This is a genomic window from Acinetobacter sp. GWC1_38_13, assembly GCF_001767535.1.
Classification (GTDB): Bacteria; Pseudomonadota; Gammaproteobacteria; order Pseudomonadales; family Moraxellaceae; genus Acinetobacter; species Acinetobacter junii.
In genome coordinates this window covers 1-19,869 of record NZ_MELG01000005.1, presented here as the reverse complement: position 1 = coordinate 19,869, position 19,869 = coordinate 1, and the positions used below count along the sequence as shown (strand labels likewise).

The 19,869-nt window shown below is 39.7% G+C and carries 23 protein-coding genes; 6 read left to right on the top strand and 17 right to left on the bottom strand.

Annotation, left to right across the window (positions count from 1 at the left end):
• Positions 1 to 2 precede the first annotated feature (2 nt).
• Complete coding sequence (secF, locus tag A2003_RS00420; protein ID WP_004908975.1) at positions 3 to 971, top strand: protein translocase subunit SecF; 969 nt, start codon at positions 3 to 5, stop codon at positions 969 to 971.
• A 78-nt stretch (positions 972 to 1,049) separates the two neighbouring features.
• Here the strand turns inward: secF and A2003_RS00415 are convergent, their stop codons facing one another.
• The 17 genes from A2003_RS00415 to A2003_RS00335 all read right to left on the bottom strand — a co-directional run bounded on the left by A2003_RS00415 (position 1,050) and on the right by A2003_RS00335 (position 16,897).
• A complete protein-coding gene (locus A2003_RS00415; protein ID WP_004908977.1) occupies positions 1,050 to 1,706 on the bottom strand; it encodes a 4'-phosphopantetheinyl transferase family protein in 657 nt (218 codons plus the stop codon).
• A gap of 65 nt (positions 1,707 to 1,771) precedes the next feature.
• On the bottom strand, positions 1,772 to 3,181 hold the full coding sequence (der, locus tag A2003_RS00410; RefSeq protein WP_004908978.1) for a ribosome biogenesis GTPase Der: 1,410 nt from the start codon (positions 3,179 to 3,181) through the stop codon (positions 1,772 to 1,774).
• Between the two features lie 177 nt (positions 3,182 to 3,358).
• The gene (bamB, locus tag A2003_RS00405) at positions 3,359 to 4,501 is read right to left on the bottom strand and encodes an outer membrane protein assembly factor BamB (RefSeq protein WP_004908980.1); all 1,143 of its coding nucleotides are present in this window, start codon (positions 4,499 to 4,501) and stop codon (positions 3,359 to 3,361) included.
• On the bottom strand, positions 4,501 to 5,199 hold the full coding sequence (locus tag A2003_RS00400) for a YfgM family protein (RefSeq protein ID WP_004950316.1): 699 nt from the start codon (positions 5,197 to 5,199) through the stop codon (positions 4,501 to 4,503). Before A2003_RS00400 ends, bamB begins: the two co-directional genes overlap by 1 nt.
• A gap of 31 nt (positions 5,200 to 5,230) precedes the next feature.
• Complete coding sequence (gene hisS / locus A2003_RS00395; protein WP_075696795.1) at positions 5,231 to 6,523, bottom strand: histidine--tRNA ligase; 1,293 nt, start codon at positions 6,521 to 6,523, stop codon at positions 5,231 to 5,233.
• Entirely contained in the window at positions 6,520 to 7,635 is a 1,116-nt protein-coding gene (ispG, locus tag A2003_RS00390; protein ID WP_004908985.1) for a flavodoxin-dependent (E)-4-hydroxy-3-methylbut-2-enyl-diphosphate synthase, read from the bottom strand. The genes hisS and ispG overlap by 4 nt, the downstream gene beginning before the upstream one ends.
• A gap of 24 nt (positions 7,636 to 7,659) precedes the next feature.
• On the bottom strand, positions 7,660 to 8,451 hold the full coding sequence (locus tag A2003_RS00385) for a helix-turn-helix domain-containing protein (protein WP_004950312.1): 792 nt from the start codon (positions 8,449 to 8,451) through the stop codon (positions 7,660 to 7,662).
• Positions 8,442 to 9,242: a type IV pilus biogenesis/stability protein PilW gene (gene pilW, locus A2003_RS00380; RefSeq protein ID WP_004908991.1), complete on the bottom strand. Its 801-nt coding sequence runs from the start codon at positions 9,240 to 9,242 to the stop codon at positions 8,442 to 8,444. The genes A2003_RS00385 and pilW overlap by 10 nt, the downstream gene beginning before the upstream one ends.
• Before the next feature lie 16 nt (positions 9,243 to 9,258).
• Entirely contained in the window at positions 9,259 to 10,494 is a 1,236-nt protein-coding gene (gene rlmN / locus A2003_RS00375) for a dual-specificity RNA methyltransferase RlmN (RefSeq protein ID WP_004908993.1), read from the bottom strand.
• Positions 10,495 to 10,615: 121 nt separating this feature from the next.
• Positions 10,616 to 11,047: a nucleoside-diphosphate kinase gene (ndk, locus tag A2003_RS00370; protein WP_004908995.1), complete on the bottom strand. Its 432-nt coding sequence runs from the start codon at positions 11,045 to 11,047 to the stop codon at positions 10,616 to 10,618.
• A gap of 107 nt (positions 11,048 to 11,154) precedes the next feature.
• Complete coding sequence (gene iscX / locus A2003_RS00365) at positions 11,155 to 11,355, bottom strand: Fe-S cluster assembly protein IscX (RefSeq protein ID WP_004652532.1); 201 nt, start codon at positions 11,353 to 11,355, stop codon at positions 11,155 to 11,157.
• 82 nt (positions 11,356 to 11,437) lie between these two features.
• Positions 11,438 to 11,989 (bottom strand): phosphatase PAP2 family protein, encoded by a 552-nt coding sequence (locus tag A2003_RS00360; RefSeq protein ID WP_004908998.1) that lies wholly within the window; start codon positions 11,987 to 11,989, stop codon positions 11,438 to 11,440.
• A 27-nt stretch (positions 11,990 to 12,016) separates the two neighbouring features.
• Positions 12,017 to 13,333 carry a glycosyltransferase family 4 protein gene (locus A2003_RS00355; protein ID WP_286686667.1) on the bottom strand — a complete coding sequence of 439 codons (1,317 nt, stop codon included), beginning with the start codon at positions 13,331 to 13,333 and terminating at the stop codon, positions 12,017 to 12,019.
• A gap of 124 nt (positions 13,334 to 13,457) precedes the next feature.
• Entirely contained in the window at positions 13,458 to 14,297 is an 840-nt protein-coding gene (locus A2003_RS00350) for a symmetrical bis(5'-nucleosyl)-tetraphosphatase (RefSeq protein ID WP_039047059.1), read from the bottom strand.
• A complete protein-coding gene (rsmA, locus tag A2003_RS00345) occupies positions 14,297 to 15,109 on the bottom strand; it encodes a 16S rRNA (adenine(1518)-N(6)/adenine(1519)-N(6))-dimethyltransferase RsmA (protein ID WP_004950303.1) in 813 nt (270 codons plus the stop codon). Before rsmA ends, A2003_RS00350 begins: the two co-directional genes overlap by 1 nt.
• Before the next feature lie 32 nt (positions 15,110 to 15,141).
• Complete coding sequence (gene pdxA / locus A2003_RS00340) at positions 15,142 to 16,110, bottom strand: 4-hydroxythreonine-4-phosphate dehydrogenase PdxA (RefSeq protein ID WP_004909007.1); 969 nt, start codon at positions 16,108 to 16,110, stop codon at positions 15,142 to 15,144.
• A 118-nt stretch (positions 16,111 to 16,228) separates the two neighbouring features.
• On the bottom strand, positions 16,229 to 16,897 hold the full coding sequence (locus A2003_RS00335; RefSeq protein WP_112987461.1) for a hypothetical protein: 669 nt from the start codon (positions 16,895 to 16,897) through the stop codon (positions 16,229 to 16,231).
• Positions 16,898 to 17,158: 261 nt separating this feature from the next.
• Here A2003_RS00335 and rplM point away from each other — a divergent pair, with 261 nt between their 5' ends.
• From rplM to A2003_RS00310, 5 genes are all read left to right on the top strand, one after another.
• Positions 17,159 to 17,587, top strand: coding sequence for a 50S ribosomal protein L13 (gene rplM, locus A2003_RS00330; RefSeq protein WP_004909012.1), 429 nt, complete (start codon positions 17,159 to 17,161; stop codon positions 17,585 to 17,587).
• A gap of 12 nt (positions 17,588 to 17,599) precedes the next feature.
• The gene (rpsI, locus tag A2003_RS00325; protein ID WP_004909015.1) at positions 17,600 to 17,986 is read left to right on the top strand and encodes a 30S ribosomal protein S9; all 387 of its coding nucleotides are present in this window, start codon (positions 17,600 to 17,602) and stop codon (positions 17,984 to 17,986) included.
• 132 nt (positions 17,987 to 18,118) lie between these two features.
• A complete protein-coding gene (locus A2003_RS00320) occupies positions 18,119 to 18,775 on the top strand; it encodes a glutathione S-transferase N-terminal domain-containing protein (protein WP_112987460.1) in 657 nt (218 codons plus the stop codon).
• Positions 18,776 to 18,789: 14 nt separating this feature from the next.
• Entirely contained in the window at positions 18,790 to 19,215 is a 426-nt protein-coding gene (locus A2003_RS00315; RefSeq protein WP_087539377.1) for a ClpXP protease specificity-enhancing factor, read from the top strand.
• Between the two features lie 18 nt (positions 19,216 to 19,233).
• Positions 19,234 to 19,869 (top strand): hypothetical protein (locus A2003_RS00310; RefSeq protein WP_286686666.1); only part of this gene is annotated, 636 nt, incomplete at its 3' end.

Here is a 19,869-nt window from a genome sequence, read left to right as displayed (position 1 = left end):
ATATGACTGATCTGACTCAACAAGACTCAAAACAATACGGTCGTCCTGATGATGCAAAAATCATCCCATTTATGAAGATAGCAAAACCTGCTGCAATCTTCTCAATCTTGCTGACCATCGTAAGTATCTTTTTTATTGCGACGAAAGGTCTAAACCTCGGTTTAGACTTTACAGGCGGTGTATCAGCTGAGTTGAATTATGCTCAGGCAGTTCAACCTGCTCAAGTTTCACAAGCATTAGATCGTGCTGGATTTAAAGATGCTGTTGTACAAACTTTAGGAAGTAATACTGACCTAATTGTACGTATGCCAGTACAAGAAGATTTAAACGTAGCAGACCTAAGTGAAACGATTACTAAAGCAGTGCAGTTACCAAACAATGCTGCTGAAGTACATAAAGTTGATGCTGTAGGCGGTCAAGTCGGTAATGAGCTATACATTCGCTCTGCGGGTGCATTAGCGCTTGCGATGATTCTGATGTTGATCTACGTGACGATTCGCTTTGAATTCAAACTTGCGATGGGTGCTGTATTATCGTTATTCCACGATATCATCATCATTATTGGTACATTTGCTTTATTCCAATGGCAATTTGATTTAAGCGTACTTGCAGCGATTCTTGCGGTAATGGGTTTCTCACTTAACGATAACATCGTTGTCTCAGACCGTATTCGTGAAAATTTCCGTAAGATTCGCGGTGCGACACCACGTGAAATTGTTGATATCGCATTAACAGAAACTTTACGTCGTACCATTCATACCTCAATGACATTGTTACTTGTAGTTCTAGCAATGATGTTTGTTGGTGGTGATGGTCTGCATTTATTCTCTGTTGCCATGTTTGTCGGTGTATTCGTTGGTACCTATTCATCGATTTATATCGGAACAGCATTTGCATTATGGCGTGGTCTTAACCGTCAAGATTTTATTGTTCAAGTTAAACCTGAATTTGAAGAAGATCATATTCCTTAAAGTTTTCCACAAATACAGATTAAAAATGCCAGTGTTATCACTGGCATTTTTTGTAGGTGATCATTTTTAAATTAGTATTTAGTCATGTTGAATTACCTGAATATCAGGAAACTGGAAACCTCTACAAGAGAGTTCAGCTCGCCAAGCTATAGTCAATATAATTTTTTGATTCAACGAAAAGTTCTGATAACCAAATGTTCCAATTAAAGGATGTGAACACATACCTCCCTGCTGTTCTGGATGTACATTTGTATTCAGAGTATTCAGATCCAAACGGATACCCAGACCCGAAGCTTTTAAAACAGCTTCTTTGGTCGTCCAAACTTTAAACCAGTACTCCCTATCTTCATCCAACTGTTGCCAAATTTCATATTCTTTGGGATGAAAAGCATGTTTAGCAAAAGCATCAAAACGCACTTTGCGTTCCAATTCCTCGAGATCAACACCAATATCCAGAATTTGATCACTTAGTCCTAACACATAGCTTTTTTTGCTATGTGAATGGTTAAAGTTGAGCATATGAGAAGTTAAATAAGGTTTACCATGCTCGTGTTTGGCAAAATCTAAATCACTAAGATCACATCCGAGATGTTGTGATAGTAATTGATTACGAAACTGCTTAATCTGTTGTTTTTTATAATCATTAAATGAGCGAAAATCAGAAAAATCGCTTTGCTGTAAATCTAAAATGTTATCTAACGTTTGAACATGTAATTCAATCTTACGCTGACTCATCGATCATGTCCTTATTGATAAAAAAAACCCAAATTAAAATTTGGGTTTTGATGACACTCAAAAAATTATCGCTTAAATTTCTTTTCAGCCTTTTTGAATTTCTGAATATAACGACGCTTACGTGCTGCAACGCGCTCATCCACTTGAGACTTACGCCCTTCGAATGGATTTTCAGAAGTTTTAAAATCGATTTTTACAGGGGTGCCTTCCAGTTTATAAACCTTACGAAACACGTTTTCTAAATAGCGACGGTAATCCGCAGGTGTCTTATCCACTTTATTCCCGTGAATCACAATCGTTGGTGGATTTTGTCCACCCATATGCGCATAACGCATTTTGATACGACGACCACCAATTGAAGGCGGCTGATGTGCTTCAGTCGCATCATTTAGAATTTGCGTTAATTTAGCTGGTGATACTTTCAGATTTGAAGATTCATAGGCACGATGAATAGATGGGTATAATTCGCCTACACCTGTACCGTGTAAAGCTGAGATCAAATGAATCTTTGCCCAAGGAATGAAATCGAAACGACGTTCAACATCGAGTTTACATTGCTTACGATCGTACTCGGTCATGTTGTCCCATTTATTGATGGCAATCACCATCGCACGACCCGCTTCAAGCGCATAACCGATCAAATGTAAATCTTGTTCAACAATCCCTTCACGAGCATCAACTACAACGACAACTACATGTGCATCTTTCATTGCTTGCAAAGTTTTTACGATTGAGAATTTCTCAATCATTTCATCAACCTTACCTTTACGACGCACCCCTGCAGTATCAATCAACGTATATTGACGACCATCTCGTTCAAATGGGATATAAATCGAGTCACGTGTCGTACCTGGTTGGTCAAATGCAACTACACGTTCTTCACCAAGTAAGCGGTTGACCAATGTTGATTTACCAACGTTAGGACGACCAATAATGGCTAAACGTAAACCTGTATTTTTATTATGCTCTTCTGGATTCTCATCTTCAGGTACTTCAGCTAATACCTCTTCAAGCATTTGCTGAACACCACGACCATGACTCGCAGCAACTTGCATCGGTTCACCCATACCGAGCTTATAAAACTCAACAAGAGCTGCTTCAGCATGTACACCATCAACTTTGTTAGCAACTAAGTAAACTTTTTTACCCAATGTACGTAGTTCACGGGCAATTTGCTCATCTGATGCTAAAAGTCCAGCACGTGCATCAACAACAAAGATAATAATATCAGCTTCATGGATCGCAGTTTTTGACTGCTCCGCCATGTAAGAGTCAATACCACCCTCATTTTCACCGATACCACCTGTATCAACCACAATAAAGGATTTGTTTTGATAAACCGCGTCACCATATTTGCGGTCACGAGTTAAACCAGCGAAGTCAGCAACCAAAGCATCACGGCTTTTTGTGATTTGGTTAAATAGCGTTGATTTTCCGACGTTTGGACGACCAATGAGCGCAATAACGGGTTTCATAAATTAACCTTAATTCAGACGAGCCATCGTTGATGACAGCATTCTAGAAACAGTATGGAAGATTTTGGTGATTTAAAAAATCACAATAAAAATTCGGGGTTTTGTATACACAAATACCCCGATCATTCTTTTATTAGCAACTGCTAATTAAACATTTTAACACAAGCGTAGGAAAAATTAACGATTCTGCCAAATGCTTAATGCACCTTTTCGTGTTGCCACATAAAGTTGGTCATTGATGACACGTAAGGACTGCACTTCACCGCTGGTTTTTGCACGCCCAACTAGTTTACCCGACGCTGGATCAATCAAATGCAAAACACCATCTAGATCACCAACCACAAGGTTTTGACCAAGTACAACTGGGTTACTCAGTTGGCGATTCAGTAATTCTTCATTTTGCCAAACCAACTCACCTGTCGCTAAATTGTAAGCATTTAATTTGCCATCAACAGTTGAGATGAAAACTTTATCTTCTGCGACTTCAGGACGATTAGTACTACTTGCATCCTCGCTCCACACCACACGTTGTGTCGCTAAGTCAGTGACAGTGACTTGACCTTGGAAGCTTGTTGTAACCAAATATTGACCAGCAACAACAGGATCACCAACAATGTCGATTAAACGCTGGATGTCTGAGCGCCCTTCACTGATTGCAACACGGCGTTGGAAACGTGGGACTCCACTAATTACATCCAAGCCATAAACATAAGCATTTGCAGAAGCGACTAAAACTGTTCGCTCATCTAATGCCACTGGTGCTGGTTGACCACGTAAACTGAATTGAACATTTGGTAATTTATAGGCCCAAACTTGCTGCCCTGTAACTGCATCATGAGCAAAAACAGTACCGTCATTTGCAATCGTAATCACACGCCCTGATTGGATTAATGATGGAGATAAAATGGCACCAGACAATTGTGCTGTCCATTTTTGTTCGCCAGTCATTTGATCAAGAGCAAATAATTGACCTTTTCGGTTGCCGATAATCACGATGCCTTCAGCAGCTTCCACGCCAGCAGTTAGCTCTTGTTTGGTAATTTTACTTTTCCAAAGTCGATCTTTACCTTTGTAAGCAGAAACCTGACCGTCTGGATCAATCGCAAAAATCACACCGTTATCTGTGTCCAATTGCAAACGTAATGCTTCAGCAGCATTCGTTGAAGAAACACTTTGCGAAAATACAAGGTTAAGACTTTGTTGTTGCTGTATTTTTGGCAAAGGATTCGGTTTTGCTTCTTTAACTTTGTTGCTCGAACATCCAACCAATAAGGCTGAAGCAACTGCAATTGCCAAAGGGAGTTTTAGTATATTCTGCATTAAGACTCATCCACTTTAGTATCTAAGATTGGGCGTTCAAAATCAGGATCATCTACTAAAACGCCAACACTTTCGAGTTTAATTTGTAAAAGCTGACGTTCTTGCTTACGTTCAAGTACATTATTCCATGCACTTTGATACGCCTTACGTGCAGATTCAACATCTTTTTTAGCAACATAAATATCGCCACGCAACTCATCTACTGTTGCTTTAAAAGCAGGTTCAGAAACATTAGATAAGGTTTTTAGAGCCTCATCATATTTTTTCTGAGCCAATTGAGAATCAGCTAAACGTATTTTCACAATTTGCATTAAACCCGCATCTTTAACTTTTGAGTTTTCGACTTTCTTTAATGCTTTTTCAGCTGCGGCATAATCTTGTTTTTCATATGCCAGCTTAGCCAAAATGAATTGCGTCTGAATTGCTTGCACTGAATCAGCATCATCTTTCACAATCTTATCAGCAGCTTCTGATACCGTCGCAAAAGCATTGGGTTGACCCGCAACCGCTTTAGCTTCGTCCATGAGCTTTTGGACTTTAGCTGTTTGATTCTGTGATTCAGCCAAATTCTTTTTTTGCCAATATTCCCAACCAAAAAAGGCAATCAAGGCAATGAGAATTCCGCTAATCATGGCAGAACCATATTTTTTGGCAAACGACTTTAAACTGTCGAGTTGTTCTTCATCACTTAAGCTCATGTGATTGTCCTTTTCCTAAATATTGTGCAATTTATTGTTTAAATTTTTCGAGCAAAAATGCTGTCAATTCAGTGACCGCAACTTGAGATTGTTCCCCTGTCGCAAGCTCTTTAACCAGAAGTTGTTGTGATTCCCACTCACGCTCACCTAAAATCACCGCATAGATCGCGCCAGATTGATCCGCTTTTTTCATTTGGCTCTTCATGCTGCCCTGAGAACCCGTTTTGAAACGAATCGAACTGTTGACTGCTTCTAACTGATCACGGACTTGTTCAGCCAATACCAATGCTTTCGCTTGGTAAGCAGGCTCAGCCAACAAGAACACTTCGCAATCACGAACTGGTTTAGCTTGCTCAACTTGCTCAAGTAAAAGTAGCAAACGCTCCATTCCCATCGCAAAGCCGACTGCAGGAACCGATTGATCTGCTTTACCTTTGAGTTGTCCAACTAGACCATCATAACGACCACCAGCACATACTGTACCTTGTGAACCCAACATGGTTGTTGTCCATTCAAATACAGTTTTGTTGTAGTAGTCTAAACCACGTACTAACTTTTGATTAATAACAAACTGAATGCCAGCATCTGTTAAATATTGCTGTAATTGGTTGAAATGGTTTAATGAGTCTTCTTTCAAGAAATCATGTAGCTTCGGTGCATTTTCTAGAATTTTTTGTGTCGATTCAATTTTAGAATCTAGGATACGAAGCGGATTCGTAGTCAAACGACGCTGTGAATCCTCATCTAATGCATCTTTATGCTCATTGAGAAAGGCAACCAATGCATTACGATATTCTGTACGCTCATCAGTTTCGCCTAAAGTGTTTAACTCAAGTTGAACTTTATCCGCGACACCCATACGATTCCACAAACGCGCCGTCATAAGGATGATTTCAGCATCAATATCTGGTGTCGCCACACCAAAAGTTTCGACACCAAATTGGTGGAACTGACGATAGCGACCTTTTTGTGGTTTTTCATAGCGGAACATTGGACCGACATACCATACACGTGGAGTTGCCCCACGAAGTAAGTTATGTTCCAACATTGCACGCACACAACCTGCAGTACCTTCAGGACGTAAGGTTAATGATTCAGGTGGATTACCTTTATCAAAAAAGGTATACATTTCTTTTTCAACGATATCCGTTGCATCGCCAATCGCGCGCTTAAATAAACCAGTTTGCTCGACAATAGGTAAACGAATTTGCTGATAACCGTAAGCATCCATCAAAGATGCAAGTTGTTGTTCCAGACTTCTCCATGCCGCTGTTTGCGATGGAAGGGTGTCATTAAAACCTTTAATAGCGACAATTGAACTCATGATGAACTACGAATAATTTCTTTAGATTTTGCTTCTTCAAGCTCTTGAACACGTTGACGAACCATCGACTCGATTTCATCAACCAACTGATTTGTATCAATCAAATGGCTTTTTTCACCATTGCGATAAACAAGTGAACGCGGCGACGCACCAACGACACCAATATCAGCTTCTTTAGCTTCCCCTGGTCCGTTGACTTTACAGCCAATCACAGATACATCCATTGGTGTGCGGATATCTTCCAAACGCTCTTCCAATGCTTGCATCACTTGAATAACATTAAATTCTTGACGTGAACAACTTGGACACGCAATGAAATTAATACCATTCGAACGTAAACCTAATGATTTTAAAATATCAAAACCAATTTTAATTTCATCTTCTGGTTCTGCAGCTAGCGAGATACGCATGGTATCGCCGATGCCTTCCATCAGTAACCCACCAAGTGCAATTGCTGATTTCACCGTTCCAGTACGATAGATGCCTGCTTCAGTCACACCAAGATGCAGAGGATTATCAATTTGTTGTGATAATAAACGGTAAGCATCCATAGTTAAAAATACATTCGATGCTTTTACACTAACCTTAAATTCATGAAAGTCTAAACGATCTAAGATATCAATATGACGCATCGCAGACTCAAGCAATGCCTGACCCGTTGGTTCGCCATATTTGACTTGCAGATCTTTCTCTAAAGAACCTGCATTCACCCCGATACGAATTGAAATGCCATGATGTTTTGCAGCAGCAACGACTTCACGCACTTTTTGATCTGAGCCAATATTACCTGGATTGATACGAAGACAATCTGCCCCATAATCCGCGACAGCCAAAGCAATACGATGGTCAAAATGAATATCAGCAACTAAAGGAACCGAAACGCGTTTTCTAATCGCACCGAAAGCTTCAGCAGCCTCCATAGATGGCACTGAAACACGCATGATATCGGCACCAGCATCTACACAACGCTGAATTTGTGCAACTGTGGCATCGACATCACAAGTTTCTGTATTTGTCATACTTTGAACACTGATCGGCGCATCACCACCGACATACACCGAACCAACACGAATTTTTCGTGTCGGGCGGCGCTTAATTGGGTTCACGATCATCGTATAGCTCTACTCTAATTGGCATTAACGAGACAAACGGAATTCTGCTTTTCCATTAACGGTGTATGGAGATAAGGAGATTTGCTCTTGGTTTAAACTCAATGACACAGCAGTTGCATCATCCAAACGTATTTGGAATGGTGACTCACCACTGAGTGTCAATGTAGATGATTGACGACCTGTTGCCAATACTTTACCAGTCGCATCAACAATATGAACTGATGTTGGACGACTAAAACCAAGCACCAACTGATCACCTGATGTAGTTACGGTATTGCCCATTGGAAGAATTTCGACATCTGAATTCGTCACTTTTGGTACATCAACTTCATCTTTTTGACTTGAGGTCCAGTTCTGTACAGCCATTACAGCCAGCCACCCCAAAACAAGTACAGCAACTAAAATCGATAAACGTTTTAGCCATTTACGATTACGTACACTTTTAGAGCCTGAAAGTTTCCCCATAATTTTAATTGGAGAGTTATTCAAAGCATGATTTGCTTTTAAGCCTGTATCGTTTGCGTAGATTTCATCAAAACGTTGAATGATCACACTGGCATCTGCATTTAAGCATTTGGCATACGCACGATAGTAACCTTTGATGAAAGTTGCTTCTGGCAATGATTTATAATCATCTTGCTCTAATGCCGTTAACGTTTTAACAGGCATATTCAAAACGTTTGCAATCTCTTCAAGTTCTTTCTTTTGTGCAATACGAATTTGACGCAAATACTCACCTGGTCGTTGAATATTTCCTAACGTAGACGAAGGTGAGGTTGAGCCAGTTGGCTGATGTGAATTTGGATTTATTTCCATACGGCCTCAGTACTGTACTGTAATTGCAAATAACGTTGATATTCTGGACTATCAGGAAATAAAGCACGCATTTGATTCACTAATACTTGCATTCCTAATTGATCCGCATTCGCTCGAGCAATGCGTATACCGATCCAAAGTGCACGAGCACCTTGATTTTTCTGCCCGACATTACGAACGTATTGTTCATAAAGTTGCGATGCATCTCTATTATTTTGTTGCAAATAGAAAATTTCGGACAACTCTAACATTGAAATTGTCGAATTTCGATTTGCTTGTAAGGCTTGCTTGAATGATTTTTCAGCATTCGCAACATCACCCAGTTTTAAATAGATTCGACCCAAGTTTTCCAACGATTGGTAACGCTGTTCGTAACCTAACGTCGCACCTGCAACGGTAAATTGCTCAATCGCCTCATTATAACGTTGCATTTGATACAAATATGTACCGTAATTATTACGAGCTTGGGCATTATCGGGTTCTGAAGAGATTGCTCGCTTAAAATAAGCTTCTGCTTTCTCCATGTTTGGTTTACTGCCTTCTTGTTGCAACAAAACACCCATCATCATATTGGCAGTAGCATCACGTGGATCAATTTTTAAAGCTTGATCAAGGGAACGTTTCGCTGAATCCAAATCACGTGTTCGAATATATTCAGCAGCGAGTTGAGTTCGGACTTGTACTGCCTTTTCTGGATCTTTTCTTAACGTTGTTGATTGGCAGGCAGTCAAACCTAATACAGTAAACACAACAGTAGTAGCTAAAATCGTTTTTAGTCGAGTTGTATTCAACGCTTTTCCCCTAAGATTATCCTTGTGTGCGCAATATTTCTTGTCTTTGCGCCACTTTCTTTTTCCATTGTTCTGCACGGCGAGTTCGGTCTGCAACTTGCCCAACCAATTGACCACATGCTGCATCAATATCATCACCACGTGTCTGACGAATCGTACACACAAATCCTGCATCAGACAAAGTTTTTTGGAATGCAATAATACGATTTCTGCTTGAACGTCCATATGGCGCATGCGGAAATGGATTAAATGGAATCAGGTTGATTTTACTTGGTAGATTTTTTAATAATTTTAATAATTGTTGAGCATGCTCAGGCTGATCATTAACACCTTCAAGCATGACATATTCAATCGTGACATGACGACGTGCGCTTTCATTACCATCTTTGGCTAAATAGCGCTGACAAGCAGCGATTAACTGTGCTAATGGGTATTTTTTATTAATTGGCACTAACTCGTTACGCAACTCATCATTTGGCGCATGTAAAGAAATTGCCAAAGCAACATCAATATCTTGTGCGAGTTGGTCAATCTTCGGTACTACACCAGAGGTCGATAGAGTTACACGACGTTTAGACATACCATAAGCGAAATCATCTAGCATTAACTGCATAGAACTCAACACCGCATCATAATTGAGTAATGGCTCACCCATACCCATCATTACGACATTAGTTACAGTTCTTTCGCGCTCAGCTACAGGCACATCTTCCATATAAGAATAATTTGCCATCCAAAGCTGACCAATAATTTCAGCAGGTGTTAAGTCACGTTGGAAACCTTGTTTACCCGTTGAACAGAATGAACAATCAAGCGCACATCCAACCTGAGATGAAATACAAAGTGTTTTACGCGCACCCGTTTTATCTTCTGCTGGAATGAGTACAGTCTCAACTAAAGACCCCGCACCATCTCCTACACGGAAAACCCATTTACGAGTGCCGTCTTTAGAATAATTACGGTGTACAACTTCAGGAGCTTTGATTTCACAAATTTTTTCTAATTTTTCGCGAAGTTTGCCCGAGATATTGGTCATCTCAGCAAAATCAGTAACAAAATATTGATGAATCCATTTCATCACTTGACCAGCGCGAAACTTCTTTTCACCTAATTCTTCAAAAAAGGCTTCTAATTCTGTACGTGACATGCCAAGTAAATTTACTTTTTTATCGGCAGCTTGGACGACAGATGTAGAAACAGACTGTTGTTTTTCATCCAAATTTTCTGATGAAACGACCACTGCAGAACTCATGTATATTTACCTAAACGATATCAGCACTAGAAAATATTGTGCATTATCCACACAATTCAATCTATAAAAAACAAAAAACCAGATAAGTAGTATACCACTTATCTGGCTTGAATACTTTGGATTAACGAGTGCGTGGGCAAATCTCGTTATCAGCAAAGAAGTAAGCGATTTCACGCTCAGCAGAAGCTACTGAGTCAGAACCGTGAGCAGCATTTTCATCAATGCTTACAGCGAAGTCAGCACGAATCGTACCTGGAGCAGCTTCTTTAGGGTTTGTAGCACCTAAGATTTCGCGGTGAGCAAGAACTGCATTTTCACCTTCAAGAACTGATACAACAACTGGACCAGAAGTCATGAAAGCAACTAAATCACCAAAGAAACCACGCTCTTTGTGCTCTGCATAAAAACCTTCAGCATCAGCTTGAGAAAGGTGTTTCATTTTAGTCGCAATGATTTTCAAACCCGCTTTTTCGAAACGAGCAAAAATGTCACCGATGTGGTTTTTAGAAACTGCATCTGGTTTTACGATAGATAAAGTACGTTCAATCGCCATGATTGACTCCTATTATGTGTAAACTAAAAAAATTTGCCGCATTATACCGATGTAATCGTTAATAATCAGCTTGAATATCTAAAAGTTCTGAGATTTCTGATAAATTTTTAACGAACTTCGTCTAACCAAGCCATTTGAATGGCTTCAAGCAAACCTTCTGTCGATTTATTCGGATCATCGCTAAAGTCTGGTAATGCGCAAACCCATGCATGTAAATCAGTAAAACGAATCCATTGTGGATCCACATCTGGATGTGCTTCAGTGAGTTCAATCGCAATATCAATCGTATCTGTCCAACGTAAACCCATGAGTTAACCTAATAGAATGTGATTATTGAACGTACTTTAACAAATGATGTGTTTTAAGAGATAGTGATGACCATCAAAAACATCACAAAATCACGTTAAAACTTGGCGCGAGTAAGATAATTGTGCTAGCTACCGATGCACCAATGATCGCACCAACAATCACATCACTCGGATAATGCAGACCAAGCACCATACGAGATAAAGCGACCAGTATGGTAAACGGCAACATCAGAATGAGTAAAAGTGGTTGTATATAACCTAATGTGATTGTCACCATCACTGCGTGCAAAGTGTGCCCCGAAGGAAAGCTAAAATGATCTAAAGGTCGCTCACCTAGTACAATCACCTGATGTACTTGATAAGGTCGAGGACGGGTCGTTTTATTTTTCAAGAATTTATAAATGAGTGTCCCTATAGAGCCCATCACAACGAGATAGAGTATATTCAGACCGTATGCCAAACCCTGCATTGTCCAAACAGACAACAACATGACATACCAAAATGGTCCATCTCCCAAACGACTAATCGTTTTAAAAAATAGTGCAATACGTTGTGACTGTGATAGATGGTTAAGGTAAACACAGCCTTTTAAATCGAGATCGAGCATTTTTATTTTTGCATTTTCAAATTTCATATTTTTTCTCCTCTTAATGAGAATTGCTTAGGTCACGGTCATGGGAGACTCCTTCGCGACCTGATACAGTGCTTGTTCTAATTGTTGTACGGGATACTGCCAGCTATTCGACTGAACACTTTCACTCGCCAGTTGTCCCATTGCTCTCAATTGCGTTATCGCAGGTAAATTACAGATTAATTCAACAAATTCAGTTGTGTTTCCCAAAGGTGTTAGCCACCCAGTCTGACCATGTTTGACGTGCTGATGAGCACAAACATAATCATAAGCAACAACGGCTAGACCACTTGCAATCGCTTCTAAAACTACATTTCCAAAGGTATCCGCCTGACTTGCGAAGGTAAAAACATCAGCACTTGCGTAAGCTGCAGCAAGATCATGTCCACTCAAATTGCCAGTAAAAATAATATCTTTTGAATTTGCTAATTTTGTTAGACGGACACGATCAGGACCATCGCCAACGACCACAAACTTAATATTGTGACCTTGATGAGCTTGTAATGCATGAAAGCTCTTAATGAGAACATCTACTTCTTTTTCTGGAGATAAACGACCCACATATAGCATCACGCGAGTATCTGTATCAGCCCCCCAACTTTGACGTAGTTTTTGAGATCGATGCTTGGGCGAAAATTTTTCTACATCCACTCCACGACCAACCACAACCAACGGACATGTCACACCAAAACTGCGTAATGCTTGTTCAGTAAATTGGCTAGGGACACAGGTTACGTCAGTACTGTTATGAAACCATGTTAGATATCGCTGGATGGGTTTGACTAAAAAAGCCAAATCAAAAAAACGACTAAAATCATGGAAAGCTGAATGAAATCCACTTGAGACTGCAATTTTTTTACTTTTCGCAGCTTGTAAGGCTGTTAAACCTAATGGCCCCTCTGTCACGATATGCACAACATCTGGCGCGAAATTTTCAAAAGCTTTGAAAACTTTAAGATATTGTGGCCAACCGAACTGAACACTTGGGTATTTGGGTACAGGTTGTGACAGCACTAAGCACTCTTGATCAGGGTGAAATTCTGTACATACTTCTTTTTGGATCGGGCGTACCAATAAAATTTTATGCCCTAATCTTTGTAATCCTTGACACAATTGCATCATCGAGATCGCGACACCATTAATTTCTGGTGGCCAAGTTTCAGTAACGATTGCGATTCTTAAACGTGGGCGAACTAAATCTCGAAGTTCAGACAATTCATCTTGTTTGTTTTTAAGTTGCTTCCTTTTAAAGTAAAACTTAAAGCTTTCAGGAAACTGTTCTTGCTCTAAAAGAGATGTCGCGTATGTACTTTGCATATCGCCATCCATTTGTGTCGTTATTTTCATGCTTTAAAGCTTATAAATATTTTTTGACACTTTAATGATCAGGATGTGACAGTTTTTTGACAAACCATAACAACAAATGCCCAATATCGGATAAATACTGGGCATTTTATAAAATATAGAAAAACTATTGTATTGGATTATCTATCGCAAAGATCTGCTGATCTTCTAAACGATATGCAAGCAACCGCTGCCCCCAAACACAACCACCATCTACATTCTGAATGTTGGCGTTAATTGTTTTTCCCTGTAAAGCTGCCCAATGCCCAAAAATAATATGGTGTGTTTTCGCAGCCAAACTCTCATATTCAAACCAAGGCTTAAACCCTTCAGGCATTGGAGCATCTAAAGCATCTTTAAATTTAAACTCTAAACGTCCATCAATATCCGTTAAACGCATACGAGTCAGATAATTGGTAATACATCGTAAACGCTCAGCACCCGATAATTCATCAGTCCACAAATCAGGTTGCTCTCCATACATTTCCCGCAGAAAAGCATCCAAAACGCACAGATCTTCATGTCCGACAGCGTGTTGCACCTCTTGAGCAAGCTCCACAGTTTTTTCAGCTGACCAAATATGGGGAATCCCAGCATGGGTAATAAGCGTAGTGTCATTTGGCGACAAACTTAATGGCTGTTTACGCAACCAATCGATGAGTTCATCACCATCAATCGCATCAATTACATCTTGAGTCCGATCTTTGTCTTTGATTTTCTTAAACCCACGTGCACAGGCAATCAAGGTCAGATCATGATTGCCTAATACAGTAGCAGCAGCACCACGATCAGCAAGTTTTTTGACGAAACGCAATACACCGACCGAGTTTTCACCACGCGCGACCAAATCACCAGCGAACCAAAGAAAATCCTGATCAGGATCGAAACGGATCTCTTTTAAAAGTGCTTTTAATGCTTCAAAACAACCCTGCACATCACCAATCACATAGTTATAGCGTTTAGACATCAAGACACCATTTGGTCAGATAAAGCCACAAAGTCAGCCAAACTTAATGTTTCAGGACGAGCCATCGGATCTACACCAGCTTTCTCAAAGCCGTCTTCAGCCAACATACCTTTCAAACTATTACGCAATGTTTTACGACGTTGTGTAAAGACGTGCCCAACTAAGCGAGCCAAAGCTTTTTCATTTTTTGCAATAATTGGCTTCGTCTCATAAGGCTCCAAACGAAACACGGCTGAAGTCACTTTAGGTGGTGGGTTAAAGGAACCTGGTGGCACTTCAAATAAGAACGTTGGTTTACAGTAATACTGAATCATTACAGATAAACGTCCATATTCTTTGGTGTTTGGTTCGGCAGTAATACGATCCACTACTTCTTTCTGCAGCATAAAATGCATGTCTTTGACTTTATCGCCAAACTCTAAGAGATGAAAAAGCAATGGCGTTGAAATATTGTACGGCAAGTTCCCTACTACGCGGAGCGGACGCCCTTCTTGGAATAATTGGGTAAAGTCATATTTCAAAGCATCTGCTTCAACAATAGTGAGTCGCTCAGGATGTGGTACTCGACCAGGTAAACCTGCTGCCAAATCTCGGTCAAGTTCGACTACGGTTAAAGCATCGCACTCACCGATCAATGGAGAAGTTAAAGCCGCTAAACCTGGACCAATTTCAACTATATTGTCGCCCGCACGAGGATTCACTGAGCGTACAATTTTGGCAATCACACGTTGATCATGTAAAAAGTTTTGACCAAAACGTTTTCGAGCCTGATGCCCTTCATCTTTAGGGTTTAGGGCATTAATTTGATACATAATAATTCCAATGCGAATAATTGGCTCGTTAATCAATCACGAGCGAGATCAAGTGCTAAATCAACTGCGACATGCAAGCTAGACGCTTTTGCTTGCCCAGTACCAGCAAGAGAAAGTGCTGTACCATGATCAACCGAAGTTCGAATAAATGGCAAGCCTAAAGTAATATTGACTGCTTCACCAAAGCCCTGTGATTTTAGCACAGGTAAACCTTGATCGTGATACATGGCTAAAACTGCATCCGCATCTTTTAAATTTTCAGAGGTAAACAAAGTATCTGCTGGTAAGCTCAGACTCATTTGGACACCTTGAACACGATACTCTTCCAAAACAGGATTGATCACATCAATCTCTTCACGTCCTAAATAACCATCTTCACCTGCATGAGGATTCAACCCGCATACCAAAATACGTGGTTGGTTAATTTTAAATTTTGTTTTTAAATCATGAATCAAAATATCAATGACTTGATGCAATCGCTCTTGAGTAATAGCATCTGGAACATCACGTAATGGCAAATGCGTTGTCGCCAATGCTACACGTAAGGTTTTAGTTGCTAACATCATCACAACACGATCAACGTGAGCAAACTCTTGGTAATATTCAGTATGTCCACTAAAGACAATTCCTGCATCATTGATAATCGACTTTTGTACAGGAGCTGTCGCAACACCTACGCTTTTTCCAGACAAGGCATAATCAGCTGAACGATGAAGTTGTTCTAATACATAAGAAGCATTCTCGGCATCTAAACAGCCTAAAATGACAGGTTTAGCAAGAGCAATATGCTCGACGTATAATTGACCATTCAAACTCGGTTCAGTCTGACCTGAGTATAGAACTAATTCAACCTCAAGCCCGAGTTGTTCTATCCGCTGTTTCAACATATCTATATCAGCTAAAACGACAACGGGACGCAAATCTTGTCTATTTGCCAAATTAAGACAAATATCAGGACCGATGCCAGCTGGCTCACCTGACGTGACATATAACGGCAGCATCTTACAGACCTAACTTGATTTCAATGCTAACTATTATATACCGCTATTAAATTTTGATTGAGTGCATTTGCTTTATTTTTGGTACTCAGTGAAATATCAAAAATAATTTGAGCAAAATTTAAGGCACTTTTACTTTTGGCAAATTAGATGGCACTAAGTTAGAAGGTGAGAAAGTTGGTGTTCTCGTCCATGGATTAATTTTAGGCTTATCTTTTTTCTCAGGTTGAGCAACCACGATTGCTTGTGGCTTTTCCTTTTTCTCAATAGTGATCGTTGTATTCGCAGTTTTCTCAGTCACAACTACAGTACTTGCAGCTTTATCAGCCACAGGATTAATCGGAGTTTCTTTTTTATCGTTAGTTTGTTGAGCAAGCTCAGTCTGTGATTCTTTCTTCTGAATTACATTTGATACAACTGTGCTGCTCATTGGAGTTGTATAAGGCTGAGCAGCAAGCACTCCTTGTTTCACAACAGTTTGAGTCGAAGGTTTCACTGTTTGAGTTGCAGCAGCTGAACTCGATGTTCCCTGAAGATTCATCGGATCAACTGGAATTTCGATAGGTTTCATTTCAGCTGTGACAGCCATCATCGGATCAACATGTTCATTACCACGACTTTCCAAAACCTCAAGTTTGCGTGTCGACCCTTCCTTCGGCTGAAATTCTGAATAATTTGTAATACTATTTCTATCCACCCATTTATAGAGCTTCCGAGCATGTGTTTGGGTTATGCTTAACTGTAAAAGCAAGACAGCTATGGCAATTTTTAAAAAAAACGACGAGTCCATCAAATTCCCCCAAAAAACATATAAGTACTTCTATTTTTTAAATATTTGGTATAAAAATAATAGGGCAGTTTTGAGTCCCTAACAAGCTAAAATTCGTTTCTGACACTTAATTTTAAGAACATTACAAAACTGGTCGAATATTCACAAAATATGACATTTCCAAAGGATTATTGTTGTGATGATCAATTAATTCATGTAGAATTCGGTCTCCTTTTGTTTGGGCGATTCCTTGCTCAAACCAACTATAATAGGTAGTGGTTAATGAAAACTCTCAGCGCTAAGCCAGCTGAAGTTCAACACGACTGGTACGTTGTTGATGCTTCTGGCAAAACTTTAGGTCGCCTTGCGACTGAAATCGCTCGTCGTTTACGCGGTAAGCACAAAACTTCTTATACTCCTCACGTTGACACTGGTGATTACATCGTTGTTATCAATGCTGAACAAGTTCAAGTAACTGGTAACAAGTCTCTAGATAAAAAATATTATCGCCACACTGGTTTCCCTGGTGGTATCCGTGAAACTAACTTCGAAAAGTTAGTTGCTCACAAACCAGAAGAAATTTTCCAACGCGCTGTAAAAGGTATGTTGCCAAAAGGTCCTCTTGGTTATGCTATGATCAAGAAAATGAAAGTGTATGCTGGTGCTGAGCATCCTCACACAGCTCAACAGCCACAAGTTTTGGACATCTAAGGGATACAGCACATGGCTACAAACTATGGTACAGGTCGCCGTAAGACCGCAACTGCACGTGTTTTCTTATCAGCTGGTACAGGTAAACTCGTAATCAACAATCGTACTTTAGAGCAATATTTCGGTCGTGAAACTGCTCGTATGGTTGTGCGTCAGCCTTTAGAGCTTTTAGAAGTAACTGAAAAATATGACCTTTACATCACTGTTAAAGGTGGTGGTATTGGTGGTCAAGCTGGCGCTATCCGTCACGGTATTACTCGTGCATTGATCGCTGCTGACGAAACTTTAAAACCTGCTCTTCGTCAAGCTGGCTTCGTTACTCGTGATGCTCGTGAAGTTGAACGTAAGAAACTTGGTTTACGTAAAGCTCGTAAACGTCCTCAATTCTCTAAACGTTAATCGTTTTACGAATTGGACAAAAACCTCGGATTTTTCCGAGGTTTTTTATTTTAGATTAAACAAAAGAATTCAAAGATGCTTTTGTATGATTTTTTTAGTATGCTAAAACGTTTATATAATTAGTTTTGTGATATGTCATCGGTTGAAAATACGCCTATTCAAGGCATTACGTTGTATAGTCATGCAGATGATTTCCGCTCACATTGGATTCGTTTCTTATTAGCTGAAAAGCAAATCAAATATCATCTAATTATCACAGATCATGAAGATGAAGATCTCGCTGATCTTAATCCCTACAATCAATTACCCATGCTGATTGAACAAAATCTAAAACTATTTTCAGCTACCGTAATTTCAGAATATCTAGATGATCGATATCGTCAAAATAAGCTGTATGCTGACGCACCGATGGCAAGAGCCGAACAACGTCAATATATATGGCGTTTTGAACAAGACTGGTTCAAACTTGCTGATCACATGCTAAAGCACGCAGACACATTAAATTTAGAACTTAAGCAAAAAGCACAAAAAGAGCTAAGAGATACGCTTATTTCGCTAACGCCTTTATTTCAACATTTCCCTTTTTTTATGTCTGAAACATTTTCGATTTTGGACTGTATCTTAGCCCCTATTTTTTTACGACTTAAAAACATGGGGGTTGAATTACCCCAACAGCACTGCCGCCCTATTTTTCTTTACTGTCACCGCATCTTCAACAGACCAGCATTTATCAAATCAATGACACCACAAGAAAAAAACAGCTACAATGAGTTAATTTCAACGATTTAATAAGCTTATAAGTTATGTCAGAGCAATTGAATTTCAGCCCTACACGCCCCTATCTTGCCCGCGCAATTTATGAATGGATCTGTGATAACCAACTCACACCATATCTACTCGTAGATGCAACCCAACCGCATACCGAAGTGCCCTTACAATTTGTGAAAGATGGTCAAATTGTTTTGAATTTAGCGCCACATGCTATTCATCAATTACATATGAGTAATGAGGCCATTACTTTCTCAGCGCGTTTTGGTGGTGTAGCAAAAGACATCTACGTTCCTATTCAGGCTGTCTTGGGCATCTATGCGAGAGAAAATGGTCAGGGGTTATTCTTTGACCCAAGCGAATATGATGCTGTAGAAACAAACAATGTTGCTGAAACAGCTCCATCAACAGAAGTTGCTGAACCAAGTAAGAAAAAACCGTCCCTTAGAATTTTAGATTAAAATAAAAGGAAATCGAATATGGCGTTTGACCTAGTCCAATATTTTGCTGAACAAATAAAAATTCAAAAACCTCAACTCTTAAATCAGTATTCGGTAAAAGAAAAGGCTGTCTTCATTCAGGAGATCAATGCTCTTGCACTTGCTCGCCTAATCAGTCTCTGGAAGCAAAACGCTAAAAAACTATATCAAGAAATCCAAACTGCGGATCCTCTGTATATACAAGAAATTGCTAGGCATCTTACGACCTCACAGCATAATCAGTCAGCACTAGCTCCCAATGACTTAGAAACAAGTATTTCAGAGATTCTTGTTCTTCAACTCAATGAATTAAATCAACTCGATCAAACAGGTCATTTTGGTCAAATTGGGATGTCAGAATTGTTATTAGGACAAATCGAACATCTTTCTGGCCAGGCAGATGATTGGGTTTGGTCAAGTGCTCAATTAAATGAGTTAATTGGCTCAAAACCAGTTGAGCAAATAGATATTTCATTAGAAGCAACCATGCAGGAGTTCAATCAAATGGTAAATCAAGCACAACCGCATCATAATGATATTACTGAAGAAAATGAAACAAACATGATTGACTCGCCAAAATGGGCGTACATTGTTTCACCATTTGTTGCATTGGTCATTTTGCTATTTATGTATTGT